At 45.5% G+C, this 19,315-nt stretch carries 13 protein-coding genes, 1 pseudogene and 1 riboswitch; of the genes and pseudogenes, 10 read left to right on the plus strand and 4 right to left on the minus strand.

Annotated elements, in window-relative coordinates:
* Nucleotides 1–116 precede the first annotated feature (116 nt).
* The 6 genes from CEF21_RS08305 to CEF21_RS08330 all read left to right on the plus strand — a co-directional run bounded on the left by CEF21_RS08305 (nucleotide 117) and on the right by CEF21_RS08330 (nucleotide 7,773).
* Complete coding sequence (locus CEF21_RS08305; protein WP_123915048.1) at nucleotides 117–1,397, plus strand: sugar ABC transporter substrate-binding protein; 1,281 nt, start codon at nucleotides 117–119, stop codon at nucleotides 1,395–1,397.
* Between the two features lie 198 nt (nucleotides 1,398–1,595).
* A complete protein-coding gene (locus CEF21_RS08310) occupies nucleotides 1,596–2,912 on the plus strand; it encodes a sugar ABC transporter permease (protein ID WP_123915051.1) in 1,317 nt (438 codons plus the stop codon).
* A complete protein-coding gene (locus tag CEF21_RS08315) occupies nucleotides 2,912–3,754 on the plus strand; it encodes a sugar ABC transporter permease (protein ID WP_123915054.1) in 843 nt (280 codons plus the stop codon). The genes CEF21_RS08310 and CEF21_RS08315 overlap by 1 nt, the downstream gene beginning before the upstream one ends.
* Nucleotides 3,755–3,849: 95 nt before the next feature.
* On the plus strand, nucleotides 3,850–5,388 hold the full coding sequence (locus CEF21_RS08320) for an alpha-amylase family glycosyl hydrolase (RefSeq protein ID WP_123915057.1): 1,539 nt from the start codon (nucleotides 3,850–3,852) through the stop codon (nucleotides 5,386–5,388).
* 120 nt (nucleotides 5,389–5,508) lie between these two features.
* Complete coding sequence (locus CEF21_RS08325) at nucleotides 5,509–6,549, plus strand: LacI family DNA-binding transcriptional regulator (RefSeq protein WP_123915060.1); 1,041 nt, start codon at nucleotides 5,509–5,511, stop codon at nucleotides 6,547–6,549.
* A gap of 180 nt (nucleotides 6,550–6,729) precedes the next feature.
* Nucleotides 6,730–7,773, plus strand: a complete 1,044-nt coding sequence (locus tag CEF21_RS08330; RefSeq protein ID WP_123915063.1) for a ParA family protein — start codon at nucleotides 6,730–6,732, stop codon at nucleotides 7,771–7,773.
* Between the two features lie 105 nt (nucleotides 7,774–7,878).
* Here CEF21_RS08330 and CEF21_RS08335 read toward each other — a convergent pair whose 3' ends face one another.
* From CEF21_RS08335 to CEF21_RS08350, 4 genes are all read right to left on the minus strand, one after another.
* Nucleotides 7,879–8,748 carry an SDR family oxidoreductase gene (locus CEF21_RS08335; RefSeq protein WP_123915066.1) on the minus strand — a complete coding sequence of 290 codons (870 nt, stop codon included), beginning with the start codon at nucleotides 8,746–8,748 and terminating at the stop codon, nucleotides 7,879–7,881.
* Nucleotides 8,749–9,037: 289 nt separating this feature from the next.
* Entirely contained in the window at nucleotides 9,038–12,445 is a 3,408-nt protein-coding gene (gene metH, locus CEF21_RS08340; RefSeq protein ID WP_123915069.1) for a methionine synthase, read from the minus strand.
* A complete protein-coding gene (locus tag CEF21_RS08345) occupies nucleotides 12,429–14,285 on the minus strand; it encodes a bifunctional homocysteine S-methyltransferase/methylenetetrahydrofolate reductase (RefSeq protein ID WP_123915073.1) in 1,857 nt (618 codons plus the stop codon). The genes metH and CEF21_RS08345 overlap by 17 nt, the downstream gene beginning before the upstream one ends.
* A gap of 163 nt (nucleotides 14,286–14,448) precedes the next feature.
* Nucleotides 14,449–14,561, minus strand: a riboswitch (SAM riboswitch).
* A 377-nt stretch (nucleotides 14,562–14,938) separates the two neighbouring features.
* Entirely contained in the window at nucleotides 14,939–15,430 is a 492-nt protein-coding gene (locus CEF21_RS08350) for a YajQ family cyclic di-GMP-binding protein (protein ID WP_123915076.1), read from the minus strand.
* Between the two features lie 115 nt (nucleotides 15,431–15,545).
* On the opposite strand from CEF21_RS08350, the gene CEF21_RS08355 reads away from it, so the two are divergent.
* The 4 genes and pseudogenes from CEF21_RS08355 (at nucleotide 15,546) to CEF21_RS21920 (ending at nucleotide 19,194) form a co-directional block, all read left to right on the plus strand.
* The gene (locus tag CEF21_RS08355) at nucleotides 15,546–16,400 is read left to right on the plus strand and encodes a CvfB family protein (protein ID WP_123915079.1); all 855 of its coding nucleotides are present in this window, start codon (nucleotides 15,546–15,548) and stop codon (nucleotides 16,398–16,400) included.
* A gap of 182 nt (nucleotides 16,401–16,582) precedes the next feature.
* Entirely contained in the window at nucleotides 16,583–17,545 is a 963-nt protein-coding gene (locus CEF21_RS08360; RefSeq protein WP_123915082.1) for a BMP family lipoprotein, read from the plus strand.
* A 560-nt stretch (nucleotides 17,546–18,105) separates the two neighbouring features.
* A pseudogene (locus tag CEF21_RS21915) lies at nucleotides 18,106–18,249 on the plus strand (HAMP domain-containing protein); the annotation flags it as partial.
* On the plus strand, nucleotides 18,244–19,194 hold the full coding sequence (locus tag CEF21_RS21920) for a methyl-accepting chemotaxis protein (protein WP_481747665.1): 951 nt from the start codon (nucleotides 18,244–18,246) through the stop codon (nucleotides 19,192–19,194). The pseudogene CEF21_RS21915 and the gene CEF21_RS21920, both read left to right, overlap by 6 nt.
* Nucleotides 19,195–19,315: the final 121 nt, after the last annotated feature.

Consider the following 19,315-nt stretch of genomic DNA (forward strand, 5'->3'; position numbering starts at 1 on the left):
TTTTCACAGAAATGCAAGCGCTTAAGTGAAAGCGTTATATTTTGAACAGAACGTGCAAACGCTTGTACATACTAATCGTACTATTTTACTAGACAACCATATTAGGAGGGGTCAGAATGAAGAAAGTCATGTCCTTATTCATGATGGTAATTCTTCTTATCGGCGTATTGGCTGCTTGCGGACCAGACGCGAAAAAGGGAACATCAACAACTGAAGGCGGTAAATCCGAATCCGGAGAAGCAGCAAAACCGGAAAAACTAATTGTTTGGGAAGATAAAGATAAATCCAAATGGCTAGAAAAAGCAGCTGCTGATTTCGAAAAAGAAAACGGTATCAAAATTGAATTTAAAGAAGTTGAAATGGCAACAAAAATGCGTGATCAGCTTCGTCTTGACGGACCGGCTGGAACAGGTCCCGACGTTGTAACACTTCCACATGACCAAATTGGCCAGGTAGCAACAGAAGGGCTGATTGCACCTCTTACTGTTGACAAAGCAGTAACAGATGCGTTCACAGAGTCTTCTATTACATCTCAAACATATGACGGCAAACTTTACGGACTTCCAAAGTCTACTGAAACGCCTGTCCTAATCTATAACAAAAAGCTTGCAACTGAAGTTCCTGCAACAATGGAAGACCTTCAGGCAAAAGCAAAAGAACTGACTGCTGGCGGCAAATACGGTTTCCTTGCTCTATTCGATAACTTCTACTTTGCAAACGCTGTTATCGGCGGAATGGGCGGCTATGTATTCGGAGATGAAGGCGGCAAGCCAAATCCAAAGGATCTTGGTCTTAACAATGAAGGCGCTGTAAAAGGTGCAGAATTCATTCAATCGTTCTACAAAGAAGGTCTTTTCCCGAAAGGAATCATCGGTGAAAACGGCGGATCCGCTCTTGACGGACTTTTCAATGAAGGCAAAGCAGCTTACGTAATGAACGGACCATGGGCATTCCAATCTTATAAAGATGCTGGAATTGACATCGGTGTAGCACCGCTTCCTAAATTCGCAAACGGCGAGCCTATGAAAACATTCGTCGGTGTTAAAGGATGGCATGTAAGTGCATTCTCTAAAAACCAGGAATGGGCAACAAAATTCATTGAGTACGTAACAAGCGAAGACGTAGCAAAAGCACGCTATGAGCAAACATTCGAAATTCCACCGGTAAAAGCTCTTGCTGAAGATCCGGTTATCGCTGACAATCCTGAAGCTAAAGCAGTAGCAGATCAATCTGCTGTAGGTATCCCAATGCCAAACATCCCTGAAATGGGTGAAGTATGGAAGCCAATGGCTGACAACCTTCAAACGCTTGTAACAGGCAAAACAGAGCCTAAAGCTTCTCTTGATGCAGCAACAAAAGCAATTGAGCAGAACATCAAAGCGAACCACTCTAAATAAGCAGCACACATGAGAAGCAGTACCTCTGCTTAGGGGTACTGCTTCCTTTCCTAAAAAAACAGCTCCGAGGAGCAGGCTTTTAAGAAACAGTAAATCAAATGGCTTACTGTTCCCTAAGAGCCTGGCTCTTCCAAAAACAAGCTCAATTGATCAGTCAGCAGCAGGCCTTGTTCTGCTAAAAGAAAGGGGAATACCGTCATGGCAGATTTAGCTTACCAGCCAAACCAAGAACCAGCAGAGCTTGTTTACCAGTCCAGCCACAGAAAAAAGGCAGCAGCCCTTTCCATCATCCCTGGATTAGGTCAAGCGTATAACAAGCAATACATTAAAGCAGCTGTATTTCTAGTTATTGCAGCATCCTTCCTGTTTGTTTCATGGGATATGCTCGATATCGGAATATGGGGGCTCATGACTCTCGGAACCGAAGTGCCAAGAGATCATTCTATTTTCCTTTTAGTTTATGGAATAATTGCACTCTTCATTTTAGCGTTTGGATTGGGCTTCTACGCTATAAACATTCGCGATGCTTATAAAAATGGGCAAAAAAGAGATCTGAACATCCCTTTAAGCTCCATTAAAGACCAATACCGCAATCTTGTAGACAATGGATTCCCATATTTGATTATGTCTCCAGGGTTTATGCTTCTCGCTTTTGTGGTCATTTTGCCGATAATCTTTATCGTCCTGCTTTCCTTCACAAATTACGATTTATACCATTCTCCGCCAGCGAAGCTTGTGGATTGGGTAGGATTCAAGAACTTTGTGGATATTTTCAGAATTGATATTTGGCGCCAGACCTTCTTCTCAGTCTTTGCCTGGACGATTGTTTGGACGTTTGGAGCAACTACCCTGCAAGTAGGCCTTGGAATTTTCCTTGCGATCCTTGTGAACCAAAAAGATCTGAAGGGAAAAGCCATTATCCGTACGGTGTTCATTTTGCCTTGGGCTGTTCCATCATTCGTGTCCATTCTGATTTTTGCAGGATTGTTCAATGAGTCATTTGGAGCAATCAACATTGACATCCTTTCAATGTTTGGAATCGATCCCATTCCTTGGATGACAGAACCGATGTATTCGAGACTCGCGCTCATCCTTATCCAATGCTGGCTTGGTTTCCCATTCATTTTTGCCATGACGACTGGTGTTCTTCAATCCATTCCGGATGAATTGTATGAAGCTGCAACAGTAGACGGGGCGAACACTTGGCAGAAGTTCAAAGGCATTACGCTTCCGCTTGTCCTGTACTCTACGGCACCGATTATCATCACTCAATATACATTTAACTTTAACAACTTCAACGTGATCTACCTGTTCAATGGCGGCGGACCGGCTGTAGCTGAGCAAAATGCAGGTTCTACCGATATCCTGATCTCCTGGATTTACCGGCTTACCATGTCATCCGCACAATATTCAAAAGCGGCTGCCATTACCTTGATGCTTTCCACCATCGTCATCATCGTGGCCATCTGGCAGTTTAGAAGAACGAAATCATTCCAAGAGGAGGATATGATGTAATGAGCGGAAAACAGCAGAAATTAGTCAGACTAACCTTATCCTACCTCGTCATCCTGATCATGTTTGCAATCATTCTGTATCCTGTCGCCTGGGTCGTTGGATCATCTTTCAACCCTGGCAACAGTTTATCGGGATCCACCATCATCCCGAAGAATCCTTCTCTGAAGCACTATCAGGCTTTGTTTGATACATCACAGAGCAATTACTTGTTCTGGTACTGGAACTCGCTGAAAATCAGTGTGCTGACCATGCTTTTAACCCTGATCATGGTTTCATTGACAGCCTATTCGTTTTCCCGCTACCGCTTTGTCGGCCGGAAAAACGGGCTGATGACGTTCCTGATTCTTCAAATGATCCCGAACTTCGCGGCCCTGATTGCCATTTATGTGTTGGCTCTTGTTACCGGGCTTCTTGATTCACACTTCGGACTGATCCTTGTTTATGTAGGGGGACAAATTCCGATGAATACGTATTTAATGAAGGGATATCTCGATACCATCCCGAAAGAATTAGATGAGTCAGCAAGAATGGATGGAGCGGGCCACTTGAGAATCTTCTTCCAGATTGTCATGCCGCTTGCCAAGCCAATCATCGCAGTTGTCGGGCTTTTCTCTTTCATTGCCCCGCTGACAGACTTTATTATTGCGAGCGTTCTGCTCCGTTCAGAGAAAAACTTTACATTGGCTGTCGGTCTTTATGATATGGTTGCGAAGCAATTTGGAGCAGAGTTTACGAAGTTTGCGGCAGGTTCAGTTCTGATCGCTGTCCCAATCGCTATTCTGTTCTTATCCCTGCAGCGATATTTCGTTTCAGGACTTACAGCTGGAGGAACAAAAGGATAAGCATCGAAAGAAAGGTTCGGAGAAAAGGGCTGCAAAGGCCCGTGCTTTCCCCGGGCCTTTTTTTGAAGAGAAAACAAAGGGGTAATGGTCATTTTATGAAAACAAAGTGGATAATGGCTTGCCTGGCTTTCCTGATGATTTTGCCGCTCGGGCCGGCAGCGGCAGCAGAAGAAAAAGATGCGTCAGGATGGCAGGATGAACGAATTTATTTTCTTATGGTGGACCGGTTTGCAAACGGAGACCCGATGAACGATTTTGATGCGGACCGTGAAGATCCCGCTGCGTACCATGGCGGGGATTTTAAAGGGATTACGAAAAAGCTGGATTATATCAAGGATATGGGGTTTACCGCTATATGGCTGACCCCGGTTTTTGATAATGAAGGACAGGGCTACCACGGCTACTGGATTTCAGATTTCAGAAACACGGACGAGCATTTCGGCACGATGGAGGAGTTTAAAACACTCGTTAAGGAAGCCCATAAGAGGAACATAAAAGTTCTCTTGGATTTTGTGGTGAATCATACGGGTAAAACCCACAAATGGCTGAACGATCCCGGGAAAAAAGACTGGTTTCACGAACAAAAAGAAATTACGAACTGGGAGAACCAGGACGAACTCGAGAACAATTGGCTTTACGGTCTGCCGGATTTGAATCAGGAGAATCCGGATACAAGGAAATATCTTCTGGATACAGCGAAATGGTGGATCCGCGAAACCGATATCGATGGATACAGACTGGATACCGTCCGCCATGTGCCAAAGGATTTCTGGCGAGACTTTTCCAAAGAAGTCAAGTCGGTAAAGAAAGACTTTTTCCTGCTTGGCGAGGTTTGGTCGGATGACCCGGCATACCTGGCTGAATATGAGAAAACTGGTATTGATTCTTTTGTTGATTATCCATTTTACGAAGAAGCTTCTGAAATTTTTTCTAAATCCGGACAATCTGCCGGTCCGCTCATTGATGTATGGAAACGCAATGAGCATTATTATCAATCACCGTACTTGCTCGGAACATTTTTAGATAATCATGATAATATCCGTTTTACAAGGAAAGCGCTCATTAACCAGGAGCCCCCCGGAATCAGGTGGAAGCTGGGATTAACCTACCTTTTTACCGCACCCGGCATTCCGATCGTTTATTACGGCAGTGAAATTGCCCTGGATGGCGCAGAAGACCCGGATAACAGAAGAATGATGGATTTCCGTGCAGATGAAGAACTGATTTCATATATTACGAAGCTTAATAACATCCGCGGTCATGAAAAAGCGCTGGTTTATGGGGATATGGAAAAACTGTACGATCAAAAAGGGATGACGGTCTTTAAACGCACGTATAAGGGAGAAACGGCTGTCATTGCCATTAACAATTCCGATCAGACAGCAAAAGTGAAGATTCCTTCTGATCAGCTTGCGAAAGCAAAAGAACTGAATGGCTATATCAACGGAGAAATGGTAAAGGAAAAAGGCGGGAAGTACGAGCTTATTCTGAACAGGGAAACGGCTGAGGTTTTCAAGATGGAGGATCCGACAGGTCCCCACTATGGCATCATTGCCGCTACGGTTTCCGTTCCGATCCTGTTTATTGGATTTTTATATGCAGCCGGCAGAAGAAGAAGAAGGCCGGTCCAGTAACGGTTTTGTTTCAAGGGATGAAATATGATATAACAGAATGATAAAATGATGTCCGGTATGAAGAAATGTAAGCATTTTCTTTTTAGGTAAGGATTGTGGTGGGAGAGAGGAAGTGGGAAAATGGCGACTATTAAAGATGTGGCAAAACTGGCAAAAGTGGCGCCATCAACGGTATCGAGGGTGATTGCGAACAATCCTCGAATCAGCGACAGGACGAAGGAACGTGTGCGGGAGGCAATGAAAAATCTCGGGTACCACCCGAATTTTATTGCGCGAAGCCTCGCTAACCAGTCTACGCAGGCCATCGGCATCGTTCTGCCGAGCTCTGCAGATAAAGCGTTTCAGAATCCTTTTTTCCCGGAAGTCATAAGGGGAATCAGCAAAGCTGCTCATCAAAAGCAGTATGCGCTGTATATGTCAACAGGTGAAACCGAAGAGGAAATTTTTGAAGGCGTCGTTCACATGGTGGAAGGGAAAAGAGTCGATGGAATTGTCCTTCTTTATTCCAGCGTAGATGACAAACTCACCCATTTCCTGCGCAAAAAGGAATTTCCTTTCGTTGTCGTAGGAAAACCATTTAAAGATATCAATGAAATCACACATGTGGATAATGATAATTACCGCGCTTCAAAAGAGGTAACGGAGCATTTAATTGAAAGCGGGCACCAGCAAATTGCCTTTGTTGGCGGCGACTTAAATCTCGTTGTTACCATTGACCGGCTTCTTGGCTATGAAAAAGCGGTCCGTAACGCCGGTCTGCCGTATAAAGATGAATACATCGTCCACGAAGAGTTCCTGAAGGAAGGCGGACAGGAAGCCGTTAAAGAACTTTTCGGACTAAGCGAACCGCCGACAGCCCTTGTGGTAGCGGATGACCTCATGGCGGTCGGCGTTCTGAAAATGCTGTTTAAGATGGGAATCCGCGTTCCGGAAGATGTGTCCGTCGTGTCGTTTAACAATATTATGATGGCCGAGCTTTCACAGCCTCCGCTCACAACCGTCGACATTAACATTTTCCAGCTGGGCTGTGAATCAGCAAGAAGCATTATCCAAACGATTGAGTACCCGGCGGAACCGGCAAGACGGATTATTATTCCGCATAAAGTCATCAAGCGGCAGTCCTGTAAAGCAAGGGACGAAATAAATCTTAAAGAAGCGTAATGACTAACCCTCCGTAATCTTCACAGAGTTGCCGAGGATAATTTGTATCGTTATAATCAGATAACATTCAACTAGGAGGTTTAGATTTATACAATCTAGTAATTATAAGGTTGTTAATGTTTTTTAAAAGCCGACATGTTAAAACGGTAAAAAATTCTTATATAGGTGGAGAATAAAAGTATGGTGAAAATAATATCGTTCTTTAATCACAAGGGTGGAGTTAGTAAAACTACAACAACTTTCCATTTAGGTTGGATTTTAGCTGAGCTCGGTAAAAAAGTACTTTTAGTTGATGCTGATCCGCAGTGTAATCTAACTGGAGTATCTTTGAGTTTAACTGGCAATGATAATTTTGAAGAGTTTTACAATGATAGCAATATCGATGATATTAAAAGTTGCCTAAATCCAGTATTTGAAGGTAAACCTGTTGCATTAAAACCTGCTAAATGTTTTGAATTTCCTGGAAGGGAAAATTTATTTCTCTTACCAGGAAATATTGGTTTCTCGGAGTTTGATGTATCAATTGGAATTGCACAGGAGCTTACAGGTAGTCTGAGAATGACTCAAAACATACCCGGGGCAATTTCTCATTTATTAAGAATCACAGGTGAAGAGTATAAATTTGATTATATTTTAATAGACATGAGTCCAAGTGTTAGTGCTACTAATTCTAATATCCTTATGCAAAGCCATTACTTTATTGTTCCGTGTAGTCCAGATTACTTTTGTAATATGGCTATTAATTCACTTAGCAAAGTAATACCAAGTTGGTATGACACATACAATTCCTTAACTTCACATTCAGTATTTAAGGATGCAGTTTATAAAATGCCAGAAACCAAACCTAAATTTATTGGAACAATCCTTCAACGATATAGACCTAGAAATGGCGCGCCAGCAAGAGCTTTTCAGCAGTGGATTAATAGGATAAACTCAAATGTTAATGAAAATCTTGTTCCAGTTCTCAAAAAAAATGGCATGATTATTAACGAAGATAAATTTAGTAAGTTGGGTTTGTCTGAAGAACCATATAACATAACAAATATGGCAGATTTTAATGGATTAATAGCTCAATCCCAGAAATATAATGTTCCAGTTTTTGCGTTAACATCAGATCAGATTGAGCAGGTAGGAAGAGTATTGGATACATCTGAGAAATCAAGAGATGAATTCCATAAAACCTTTGTTAATCTCGCGAATAACGTAGTCAGCTTAACATCTTAATATAGTTATCTGAAGCTAAATTATTTGAAAGATTTTGCTTTCCTAATAAGAGGAAGATTCTAAGAACAAAGACCTCCTGAAATATTATCAGGAGGCTTTTGTTTACTAGCCGTTTACAACTTTTCCACCATTCACATGCAGAACCTGTCCTGTTACATAAGTGGAATCTGCGCTTGCGAGATACACATAGCTTGGTGCCAGTTCTTCCGGCTGTCCCGGCCGCTGCATCGGTGTGTCTGCACCGAATTGGGCAACTTTATCCTCTGTAAAGGTCGACGGAATCAGCGGGGTCCAAATTGGGCCTGGGGCTACTCCGTTAACGCGGATACCTTTTTTGACCAGATTTCCTGATAAGGAGCGGGTGAAGGATGTGATAGCCCCCTTTGTTGCGGAGTAATCGATCAGGCCTGGACTTCCTGCATAGGCTGTAATGGATGTTGTATTAATAATTGAGCTTCCTTCTTTTAAATGCGGAAGGGCAGCTTTTGTCAGATGGAACATGGAGAAAATATTTGTTTTAAATGTGCGCTCCAGCTGCTCCGCAGTGATGTCTTCAAAATTTTCCTGCGGATGCTGTTCCGCTGCATTGTTTACAAGAATATCGAGTTTGCCGAATTTAATGATGGTTTCGCGAACCACTTGTTTACAAAAACCTTCATCGCCGATGTCCCCGTCAATCAAGAAGCAGCTGCGGCCTTCCTGTTCAATGAGACGCTTCGTTTCCGCAGCGTCATCATGTTCATTCAAATAGGCGACGGTTACATCAGCGCCTTCTCTGGCAAAAAATACGGCTACTGCGCGTCCAATGCCGCTGTCACCGCCCGTAATAATCGCTGTTTTGCCTTCAAGCTTTCCGCTGCCTTTGTAAAAATCACCTGCAAATTTCGGTCTTGGATTCATTAAAGTTTCCTGTCCGGGCTGAACGTCCTGTTCCTGTGCCGGCAAAGTTTGTTTTGTCTCGTTTTGTCCGCTCATCTTTTCCACTCCTGACTAAAATCTATAATGGCTCATACTTGATGATTCCCCAAGAAATGAAAATAAAACATTCTAATCTGGGACTTACGGACAGTTTTTTACAGTAAATCTCCGCGGGCTGTTGACTGCAGTCAGCAGGCGCTTTTCTTTTTATGACCGGGCGGCGAGCCTCCTCGTGCTTTGCGCCTGCGGGGTCTCACCTGTCCCGCTGCTTCGCGCCTTCCACTCCAATCAGCATCAGGAATTAACAGAGCCTAAAGGAAAAAAGAACCGGCCGCAGCCGATTCCATTACATAACATTAAAGTACCTTGCTTCGGGATGGGAGACAACGATGGCAGAAACAGAGGCTTCGGGCTCCATCATAAATCCGTCTGTCAGCTCAATACCGATTGTTTCCGGCCGGATCAGACGGAACAGCTTAGCCTGATCATCCAGATCCGGGCAGGCCGGATAGCCGAAGGAATACCGCTGTCCCTGATATTTTGCGGAGAACCGCTGATCCATCGTGAAATCCGGTGAATCCGGGAAGCCCCAGCGGTCGCGGATGAGCTGGTGAGTCTGCTCAGCGAGGCCTTCTGCCATTTCAAGCGCGAGTGCCTGAACCGCATGGCTTTTCAGATAGTCTCCCTGCTCTTTAAAGCGCCTGGCCGCTTCCCGGACATTGCGTCCAGCTGTCACGGCAAAGAATGATACGTAATCTTCTCCTTCGCTCTGGTCCCGTACGTAATCCGAGATGCAGCGGTTCGGAAGCTTCGCCTGACGCGGAAAATCAAATGTTTCAAGCGGAGTGCCTTCCTCAGAGAAAATATGAAGCTTGTTGCCATCGCTTTGGGCACGGAAAAACTGATACACCAATGCGGGTTCGAACCAATTTTCTTCTTTTCCCTGGATAATCAGGTCTTCAATGAGCTGCTTAAGCGCGAGCGTTTTCTCATCTTTTTTGGCAAGCAGTTCTTTAATTTTTCCTTTTACACCAAGATGGTGGCCAAGCAGCATCTGCATGTTAATGTACGGAAGAATGTGCTCGAGGCTAATGGATTTCACCACATGCCGCTTGCAGTCTGCCGGCTTGAAAAGCGGCGCTTCGCTAACGGTTTTCCGTCTTTCCAGCAGGGTCGCGACAGCAGAAGAGACCTCTCTTGCGGCCGGAACGGTTTCCGGAACTTCCTTTTTAATGAACTGCAAAGGGTCCTGCCGCAGTCTGTTCGCGAGAGAAAGGCCATCCATGGCATCCTTTGCATAGAGCACCGTTCCTTGATACTCAGGAGATATTTTATAATCCGTGAATTTCCTTGAGAGTGCCGCACCTCCGACCATGATGGGAGTGTCGATCTCCGCCTGCTTTAAATCCTGTGCCGTCAGCACCATTTGCTGGGCTGATTTCACTAAGAGGCCGGACAAGCCGATCACATCCGGTTTTTCCCTGCGGACGGCTTCAATGATTTCCTGCGGTGTGACTTTAATACCGAGATCAACAACCCGGAACCCGTTGTTGCTTAAAATAATCTCCACCAGATTTTTGCCGATATCATGGACATCGCCTTTAACGGTGGCAAGGAGAATTTTCCCCTTTCCGCTGTCATCCTTGATTTCCATGTGAGGTTCAAGGAAGGAGACGGATGTTTTCATGACCTCCGCACTTTGAAGAACCTCCGCTACAATCAGCTGATTCGTGTTGAAAAGCACCCCTACCTCTGCCATCCCTTCCATAAGCGGGCCATTGATAATATCAAGCGGGTCAGAATATTGCTGGAGGGCTTCTTCCAAATCAGGGAGCAATCCTTCTTTTGTGCCTTCAACGATATACGAGGCGAGACGTTCTTCTAGTGTAAGAGTTTCCGCCGGTTTTTTGACAGTTTTCTTCTTTTCCCGGTAAAAGTTCGTGAAAAGTGCCAGGTTTTCATCGGTTGTATGGAAGAGGAGGTTCTCCGCCATTTTGATTTCTTCTGCCGGGATGCTTGCGAAGCGCTCCAGTTTTTCTGTATTCACGATCGCATAGTCAAGCCCGGCCTTTGTACAGTGGTACAAGTAAACGGCGTTCAAAATTTCTCTTCCGACCGGAGGAAGACCAAAGGATACGTTGCTGACACCAAGGATGGTCAGACACTCAGGGAGCTCCTTCTTGATCAGTTCCAGTCCTTTGACCGTTTCCGCTGCTGAACCGATGTATTGCTCATCCCCCGTGCCGACCGGAAAGACGAGCGGATCAAAAATGATGTCGGAGGATTTTAATCCATGCTTGTTTACAAGCAATTCATGAGACCTTTTAGCAATCTCGAGTTTTCTCTCGGCAGTGGTAGCCATTCCCGTTTCATCAATGGTTCCAACGACAAGAGCGGCTCCGTATTTTTTTACAAGGGGGAGCACCGCTTCAAAGCGTTCCTCTCCGTCTTCAAGATTGATGGAGTTGATAATGGCTTTCCCCTGTGAATACTTCAGAGCCGTTTCAATGACAAGATGATCGGTTGAATCAATAACGAGCGGTACTTTAATTTTCTTTGTGACTTCCTGGATAAACTGCTCCATATCTTCGTTTTCTTCCCGGTCCGGGTCGGCGAGGCATATGTCAATCACGTGGGCCCCGTTCTTTACTTGAAGCCGTGCAATTTCAGCAGCCTCTTCAAATTTCTGTTCCGCAATCAGCCGTTTGAATTTTCTTGAACCGATGACATTCGTCCGTTCTCCGACGAATAGCGGCCTCATAGAGTCGTCATAGACGAGAGGCTCGATCCCGGAAACGCTATGCTGGGTGAGCCGCTCTTTTACTTGGCGCGGAGGAAGGTCCTTTACGGCTTCCGCCAGTGCTTCGATATGGGCTGGAGTCGTTCCGCAGCAGCCCCCGACAATGTTCAGCCAGCCTTTTTCCGCAAATCCCCTGATTTTCGCGGCGAGGGTGGAAGGGGATTCGTGATAATTCCCTTCTTCATCCGGAAGACCTGCGTTCGGGTAGCAGCTCACCGCTGAGCCCGCCATGTCTGAAAGGGTGCGAATGTGATCCGTCATAAATTCAGGGCCGGTTGCACAGTTAAGCCCGACAGAGAGCGGGTTCATGTGCTCGAGCGATATATAGAAGGAATCGATGGTCTGGCCGGCAAGCGTTGTTCCCATTGGTTCAATCGTTCCCGATACCATTAGCGGAAGCTCCTTGCCTGTTTTCGCAAACGCTTCTTTGATGCCGAGAAAGCCTGCTTTTACATTGAGCATATCCTGACTCGTTTCAAGCAGCAGCAAATCTGAACCGCCTTCAATGAGCCCGCGAGCCTGTTCTTCATAATTGGCAATCAGCTGATCGAACGTTGTGCCGCCGGTGACGGAGAGCGTTTTGGTGGTCGGCCCCATGGAGCCTGCCACATAACGAGGACGCTCGTCTGTTGAAAAAGACTCCGCTGCCTGTCTGGCAAGCTGCGCCCCCTTGAAATTGATTTCATACGCAAGGTGGCCGAGCTCATATTCGTCTAAGACGATGGCGGTTCCGCCGAATGTATTGGTTTCAATAATATCCGCTCCAGCCTGCAAATACGTTTCATGAATACGGGAAATGACATCAGGCCTTGTAAGGATCAAATATTCATTGCATCCCTCATAAGCCTCGCCGCCAAAATCATCGGCGGTCAAATTGGCATCTTGAATCATCGTTCCCATTGCACCGTCTAATACTAGAATTCTTTTTGCGATTTGTTCACGAATGGTGGACATGTGAAAACTCCCTTTCTGAACGCTGCTTCTCTTTTTCCCGGATGTACTCTGCCAGTTCAACTGAGTATTCGTATTTCAAAAACGGCGTAATCAGATAAATGCCGTTAAACAAATCAAATGCGGCATCGATCAGGTCTTTCGCAATCGCGATGCCCTCTTTCTTTGACTGAAGGGGGTCACCGCCCGCTTTTGCCATCGTTTCACGGATGCTGTCTGAAAGCTTGATGCCGGGTATTTCGTGATGGATAAATTCTGCGTTTCTGCTGCTTGTGAGCGGCATGATGCCGATATAAAGCGGTGCAGAAAGATGCTTAACCGCATCGTGCACCTCTTTCATCTGTTCGATGGAGTAAATCGGCTGAGAAATAAAATAATCAGCCCCGCAGGCGATTTTTTTCTCAAGACGCTCGGCTGCTTTATTTAAATGGCGGACATTCGGATTAAATGCTCCTGCCACGGTGAAATTCGTTTTCCCCCCAAGTGCTTTCCCTGAGTAGGATAACCCTTCATTGAACTGTTTGATTAGCGAAATCAAGTCAAAGGATGAAAGGTCATAAACGGATGTAGCGCCTGGGAAATCGCCGATTTTAGATGGATCGCCTGTAATCGCCAGCACGTCCGTCAATCCGAGGGAATGAAGGCCCATCAGGTGAGACTGGAGGCCGATCAGGTTCCGGTCGCGGCACGTTAAATGAATAAGCGGCCGCATATCATGTTTTTCCTTCAGCTGGGTACCGACTGCCACATTGCTTACCCTTGGCGAAGCAAGGGAATTGTCGGCAAGTGTGATGCTGTCGATCCCGGTCTTTTTCAATTCCTCGGCGCCTTTAAAAAATTTTTCCAGACCGAGCGTTTTCGGTGGATCCAGTTCTACGATAACGGACCGGCGCTCCTTCACAATCTGGTGGAGCGGGGGATAGGCAGGCTCGAGCCGTTCATGAACTGTGACGGGCTTGCGGAGCTTAACCGATTTTTCTTTGATGGGTGCAAGTCCTCTTAACGCATCCGCCATTGCCTGTATGTGTTTGGGCGTCGTTCCGCAGCAGCCGCCGATCAGGCGGGCACCCTGGTTTCGGAAGGCAAGGGCGCTTTCTGCAAAATACCTTTCATCGGATTCATAAACAAGTCTTCCTTCTTCGACCGATGGAAGACTGCCATTTGGATAGACAGAGAGAAACGCATGATCAAGCAGCGGAACCTCCTCAAGAGATTCGAGCATGTGATATGGTCCTAGCCTGCAGTTCAAGCCGACGACATCTGCGCCAAGTGCTTCTAAATTCTTTAAACCCATTTCAAGCGGAGTCCCATCCTGCAGCACCCCGGTTTCATGAAGCGACACGTTGGCGACGATCGGTTTATTCGTTTCTTTTCGAGCAATTTCCAGTACGGTTTGCAATTCTTCCAAGTCATAAAACGTTTCAAGCAGAAGCCCGTCGATGTCTTCATTCAGCAAGACGTACAGCTGCTCCCGGAAGCTGCGTTTCAGCTCATCCAGCGTATGAGAGCTTTTTTTGAAAGCGCGGACCCCGCCCATCGTGGCAAGCACATAAGCGTGAGTACCGGCCGCCTTCCGGGCAAGCCTGGCCGCTTTGGAGTTGATGGCCCGAATATCATCTTCCAGTCCATAGCGGGACAGTTTGATATGATTCCCGCCATATGTATTCGTTTGAATCACGCGTGCACCGGCTTTAATGTAAGCCTCATGGATGCCCTGAACCTGATCCGGACTGGAAAGGTTCAGCTCCTCAAAACAACGGTCAATGCCGTGAGAGTATAGAAGGGTTCCCATTGCGCCGTCTGCTATTAAAATTTCATTTTGTAAATCTTCCAGAAAACCCACTTGATGATTCCCCCTCTAAAAATAAAGGCTTCGTTAATGCCTTGTGCAGATTTTTCCGGCCTTTAGTCTGGCTTGGAAGGCGGTGGACTCCTGCTGCCGGCTTGGTTAACAGAGCTAAAATAAAAAGCCCTCTTTTAGAAGAAGGCTTTAACATTCGGTCTTCTTCTTATCTTCCAAGCATCTCGCTTAGCTGGATTTAGCACCTTGGCACGCACACTTGCATGACCGGTTGCTGAAGCGTCATCGGGCCAGTCCCTCAGCTTCTCTTGATAAGAACGATATTGGTTTGTGTGAAAATAGATTACTCCCAATTTACCTAATTTTGCGAAAACATTCAAGGGGGAGGGGGAATTTTTTGCAAATTGGACTTAAAGTTCCTTGCAAATGAAGGCGAAGAACATTTAATTCGATTGAATGGGAGGGCATTCACAATCAGTATGGAAATTCTTATGACTAATCGCTCACTTCCAGAGAGCAAGTGGTGCCTGTTCGGGTTAATTGCACAAGTTCGAAGATTATTTCAGGGAAATCTAAAATAATTGCACAGGTTTGGAGATTATTTCGGGGAAATCTGAAATAATTGCACAAGTTTAGAGATTATTTCAAGAAACATTATTTATAACGAAAAGGCCGCTCACCTAGAGCGGCCGGAATTACCGGTAGTTAATAAACTGCACATCAATTGGAAGCTCGGCCTGTCTGATCGCCGCAATGACCTGCTGCAAATCGTCGCGGTTTTTTCCGGTTACCCGCACCTGGTCATCCTGGACCTGGGATTTCACTTTCAGACCGGAATTTTTAATAATGGAATTAATACGTTTAGCGTTGTCCTTATCAATTCCCTGGACAAGCTTTCCGCGCTGGCGGACGGTACCGCCGGATGCGCCTTCCACTTTGCCGTATTGAATGTTTTTAACAGGGACTTCCCTGCGGATCAGTTTGCTGATCAGCACATCTTTGAGCTGTTCGAGTTTGTAGTCATCATCCGAAACGAGTATAAGGTCTTCTTTTTCAAGCTTAATATCGCTCTTGCTGCCCTTAAAATCATAGCGGTTCTGGATTTCTTTTAAAGCCACGACGATAGCGTTTTGAACTTCCGGCAATTCAATCTTTGAAACGATGTCAAATGAGTTTTCCTTAGACATGTTCATTCCTCCCATATGAAAACCTTCCGAATGGAAGTTTCACTTTATGAATTGATTATAGTAGAATTAGACATGCCATACAACATGTACGAGGTACAGAAAGGTTAGGTGACTTGTGAGAGCAGGCACATATGAACGGTTAGAAATTGATGAACGTCTGGAGTTCGGCTATTTCCTGACGGATGGAGAGACGAGAGTTCTCCTTCACGACAGTGAAATCACAGAGCCGATTGAAGATAAAGAATATGTAGATGTCTTCCTCTTCCACGATTTTGAGGATAGACTGGCGGCTACTATGAAAATGCCGATTTTGAAAGAAGGAGAATACGATTGGGTAGAAGCTGTGGACACGGTGGATCATATGGGAGTGTTCGTGAATATCGGTTTATCAAAAGATGCGCTGATTGCCAATGATATTCTTCCTGAGTTCAGACCGATGTGGCCAGAAAAAGGGGATAAGCTCTACTGCACGATGAGAATCACGGAAAACGGCCGCTTCTTTGCAAGGCATGCGACAGAAGAAGTCTTCAGTGAAAAATTTGTACCGGCTTCCCGTGAAGCTTTTAATAAGAGTGTTTCCGGACACGTGTACCGTCATATTGCAGCAGGATGCTTCTTTTATTCAGTGGAAGGCTATAAAGGATTTATTCACACAAGCCAAATGACGAGAGAGCCCCGTCTTGGAGAACTCGTTGAAGGGCGTGTCATTGATGTGAAGGAAGACGGATCCATTAATGTTTCCCTTCTTCCGCGTAAACAGGAAGCCATCAATCCCGATGCTGAAAAAATTCTGGATTATATGGGCCTTCGCAATGGAGCGATGCCATACTCGGATAAATCCGATCCGGAAGATATTAAAGAACGGTTTGGCATGAGCAAGGCTGCATTCAAGCGAGCGCTGGGCCATCTTATGAAAGAGAGAAGAGTCTATCAGGAAGAAGGCTGGACATACTTTACGAAAGAGCAATAAGCCGCAGACGGCTTATGCTCTTTTTTTATTCCTCAAGCCGGCCGGAAATCACGCTTCGGCAAGGCGGTTTTGCCTAATTGCGCAAATCAGCCAGCTAAAGCGGTAAAGTGTGTATTAACTCCCTGTGAAAACAGCCGATAAAAGGTTGTAGTCATAAATAGATAAAAGGGGAGTATACCACTTTGAAAAAGTACATATTGATCCTTAGTGCATGTGTTATGTTTTTGGCCGGGTGCATGCAGCAGCCAGAGGAGAGCAAGGCAGAAAAGAAAATAAAAATCGGCATTATGCTGTCGGATGTCGGTCTCGGTGATCAATCTTTCAGTGATTCTGCGTTCAGAGGCTTGCAAAAGGCAAGAGAAGAGCTTGGGATTCAGTTTGATTATAAAGAATTAAAGGATTCAAAAACGTATGAACAAGGAATTGAGGAACTTATTAAAGAAGATAGCGATGTCGTGGTCGGGCTTGGATTTATGGTCCAGGAGGATCTTGAAAAAGCCGCAAAAAAACATCCGAAGCAGCGCTTTGTTTTAATTGACGCGGTTTCCGGTCTGAAAAACATCACATCTCTTACTTTCAAAGAAGATGAGGGGAGTTATTTAGCCGGTGCTTTAGCCGCAATGAAATCGAAATCAGCCATCATTGGATTTGTGGGCGGAGCGGATGTGCCGCTGATTCGAAAATTCCTGGATGGTTTTCAAAAAGGCGCACTCTCCATCAATCCGGATGTTCAAGTGAAATCGGTGTTTGCGGGGAATTTCGGGGACGATAAGCTCGGGCTTGAGCTTGCATCCAATCTCATAAAAGAAAACGCAGATATTTTATATGCGGCAGCAGGATTTACAGGGGTAGGAGTGCTTAAGGAAGCACAAAAACAGGGTGTGTATGCGATAGGCGTGGACAGTGATCAATATTTTTATGCAGAAAAGGCGGTCATAACGTCTATGCTGAAAAATGTGGATGTCGCTCTTTATAAGATTGTAAAAGATTATAAAAAGAGCGGCAAACTGCCGGAGGGGCATGTAGAGTTCGGAATTTCGGAAAATGGAGTGGCTCTTGCACCTGTTCGGATTTTGGATTTATCGCCTGAAGAACAAAGCAAATTGGACAGCATGAAAGAAGAATTAGGGGGAGAAGCAAAATGACGATAAGAAGACGGCTCCTACTAAATATTCTGGGAATGATGGCCCTGGCAGCCGGTCTGATCCTGTTCATTATTTTGAACATGCTTTCCATTCAATCCTCCAATCAGGATTTTGTCCCGATTATGATGAATGTCCAGCAGCTGGATGCAGATATGGAAGGGCTGAAGCAAAGCATCAGCAATTACTCATTCTCGCTTTCTGAGGCTCAAAAGGAAGAAGCGGTCCAAGGGATGAAAAAGGTTGATAACCAATTCGACAGCCTTGGCGAAAAATTTGGGAACGATCAAACGCCCGCCTTATTTACGAAAGCCAGGAAAAAATATGAGAGCTGGAAGCCGGAGGCAGAAGCGGCTCTTCAATCTGCAAACCCAGCGGAGGCTAAACGCCAGTCCATCCGTATCGAAGGAATCCAAAACGATGTATACATGCTCAACGATGAGGGGAAAGCCTACTACGGCAAACTGCAGCTGCAGCTGAAAAATCAGATTGCCTTCGTTATTTTTTCCGCGATTGCAGGCTGTGTGCTTCTGTTAAGTGTATCAGCGGTGATTGCTGTAAGAATGACTTCAAGAATTACGAAACCACTGAAACGGCTATCGGAAAATGCAAGACAGATAACGGAAGGCAATCTTTTAGTCGATGAAATTCACTACAAAGGGAAGGATGAAATCGGCATTCTGAATGAATCCTTCGGCCAGATGACGAATCAGCTGAAAGCTCTGCTATTCTCCATTGACAGTGTAAGCAAAGAGGTGGAGGGATTTTCAAAACAGCTTGAATCCGATAATCGCTCTTTAACGGAAATCAGCAGCCAGGTAGCTGTTTCGACGGATGAGCTGTCTGCAGGATCTCAGTCGATTTCAGAAGATCTCCAGGATGCGGTCAATATGATCAATGAAATGGACCGCAGCTTCCAGGGGAATGTGGAAAGAAGCGGTCAGGTCCTTACGTACGGCAAAGCTGCACAAGAGGCTGTTCAAGAAGGGGTAAAAGCGATCGATCATCAACAATCGCTCATCAGAAGCAACTTAGAAGCGAGTGAACATATACAGAAAACGACGAAGGATTTTGCCGGATACACCTCGAAAATTGAAGATATGGCAAAAGCCGTTTCCGGAATAGCCGATCAGACGAATCTTCTTGCCCTGAATGCTGCGATTGAAGCAGCCCGGGCCGGTGAGGCAGGTAAAGGATTCGCCGTTGTAGCGGAAGAAGTGAGGAAACTGGCTGAACAATCCGCCCGCTCCACTCAGCATATCTTTGAGATGGCGAATATGATTAAATCCGGAATTGCCGAAGTGTCTGCAGCTGTCGATAACGGGATGAATCTTGCTTATAAGCAGCAGGAATCCATGTCAGAAACAACCCAGACATTTATGGACATAGAGAAGGCAATGGGCGGAATTTCAGGTGAACTGGATTCACTTAGTTCCGGTCTCGTCCACTCAAAGGGTCTTGGAGGGAAAGTGCTCGATAATGTCGAGAGTATCAGTGCCGTTGTTGAACAGACTGCAGCTGGAAGCGAAGAAATTTCAGCCTCTACAACCGAGCAGCTCACAGCATTCGAAAAAATGACAGCGAAGGTAACAGAGCTGCGTGTTCTCACAGACGACCTGAACTTTACCCTTTCTCAGTTTAAAATCAAATGATAAAGCAAAAGCCCTCCAATTGCCGGGGGGCTTTCGTATGTCTTGAGAACCTTTATTTCCCAGCTTAGCCGGGGGGGCTTCCGGGAAAAGGTATCTTTAACTGCATCTTAAGGAGAGGTCC

This window comes from Bacillus sp. FJAT-42376, assembly GCF_003816055.1.
In the GTDB taxonomy this organism is placed as follows: Bacteria; Bacillota; Bacilli; order Bacillales; family Bacillaceae; genus Metabacillus_B.

Excerpts from the sequence above, each read along its gene's own strand:
- CEF21_RS08330 (WP_123915063.1), top strand. The coding sequence starts at position 6,730 with ATGGTGAAAATAATATCGTTCTTTAATCACAAGGGTGGAGTTAGTAAA.
- CEF21_RS21920 (WP_481747665.1), top strand. The coding sequence starts at position 18,244 with ATGACGAATCAGCTGAAAGCTCTGCTATTCTCCATTGACAGTGTAAGC.
- metH (WP_123915069.1), bottom strand. The coding sequence starts at position 12,445 with ATGTCCACCATTCGTGAACAAATCGCAAAAAGAATTCTAGTATTAGAC.
- CEF21_RS08305 (WP_123915048.1), top strand. The coding sequence starts at position 117 with ATGAAGAAAGTCATGTCCTTATTCATGATGGTAATTCTTCTTATCGGC.
- CEF21_RS08350 (WP_123915076.1), bottom strand. The coding sequence starts at position 15,430 with ATGTCTAAGGAAAACTCATTTGACATCGTTTCAAAGATTGAATTGCCG.
- CEF21_RS08325 (WP_123915060.1), top strand. The coding sequence starts at position 5,509 with ATGGCGACTATTAAAGATGTGGCAAAACTGGCAAAAGTGGCGCCATCA.
- CEF21_RS08335 (WP_123915066.1), bottom strand. The coding sequence starts at position 8,748 with ATGAGCGGACAAAACGAGACAAAACAAACTTTGCCGGCACAGGAACAG.
- CEF21_RS08310 (WP_123915051.1), top strand. The coding sequence starts at position 1,596 with ATGGCAGATTTAGCTTACCAGCCAAACCAAGAACCAGCAGAGCTTGTT.
- CEF21_RS08315 (WP_123915054.1), top strand. The coding sequence starts at position 2,912 with ATGAGCGGAAAACAGCAGAAATTAGTCAGACTAACCTTATCCTACCTC.
- CEF21_RS08320 (WP_123915057.1), top strand. The coding sequence starts at position 3,850 with ATGAAAACAAAGTGGATAATGGCTTGCCTGGCTTTCCTGATGATTTTG.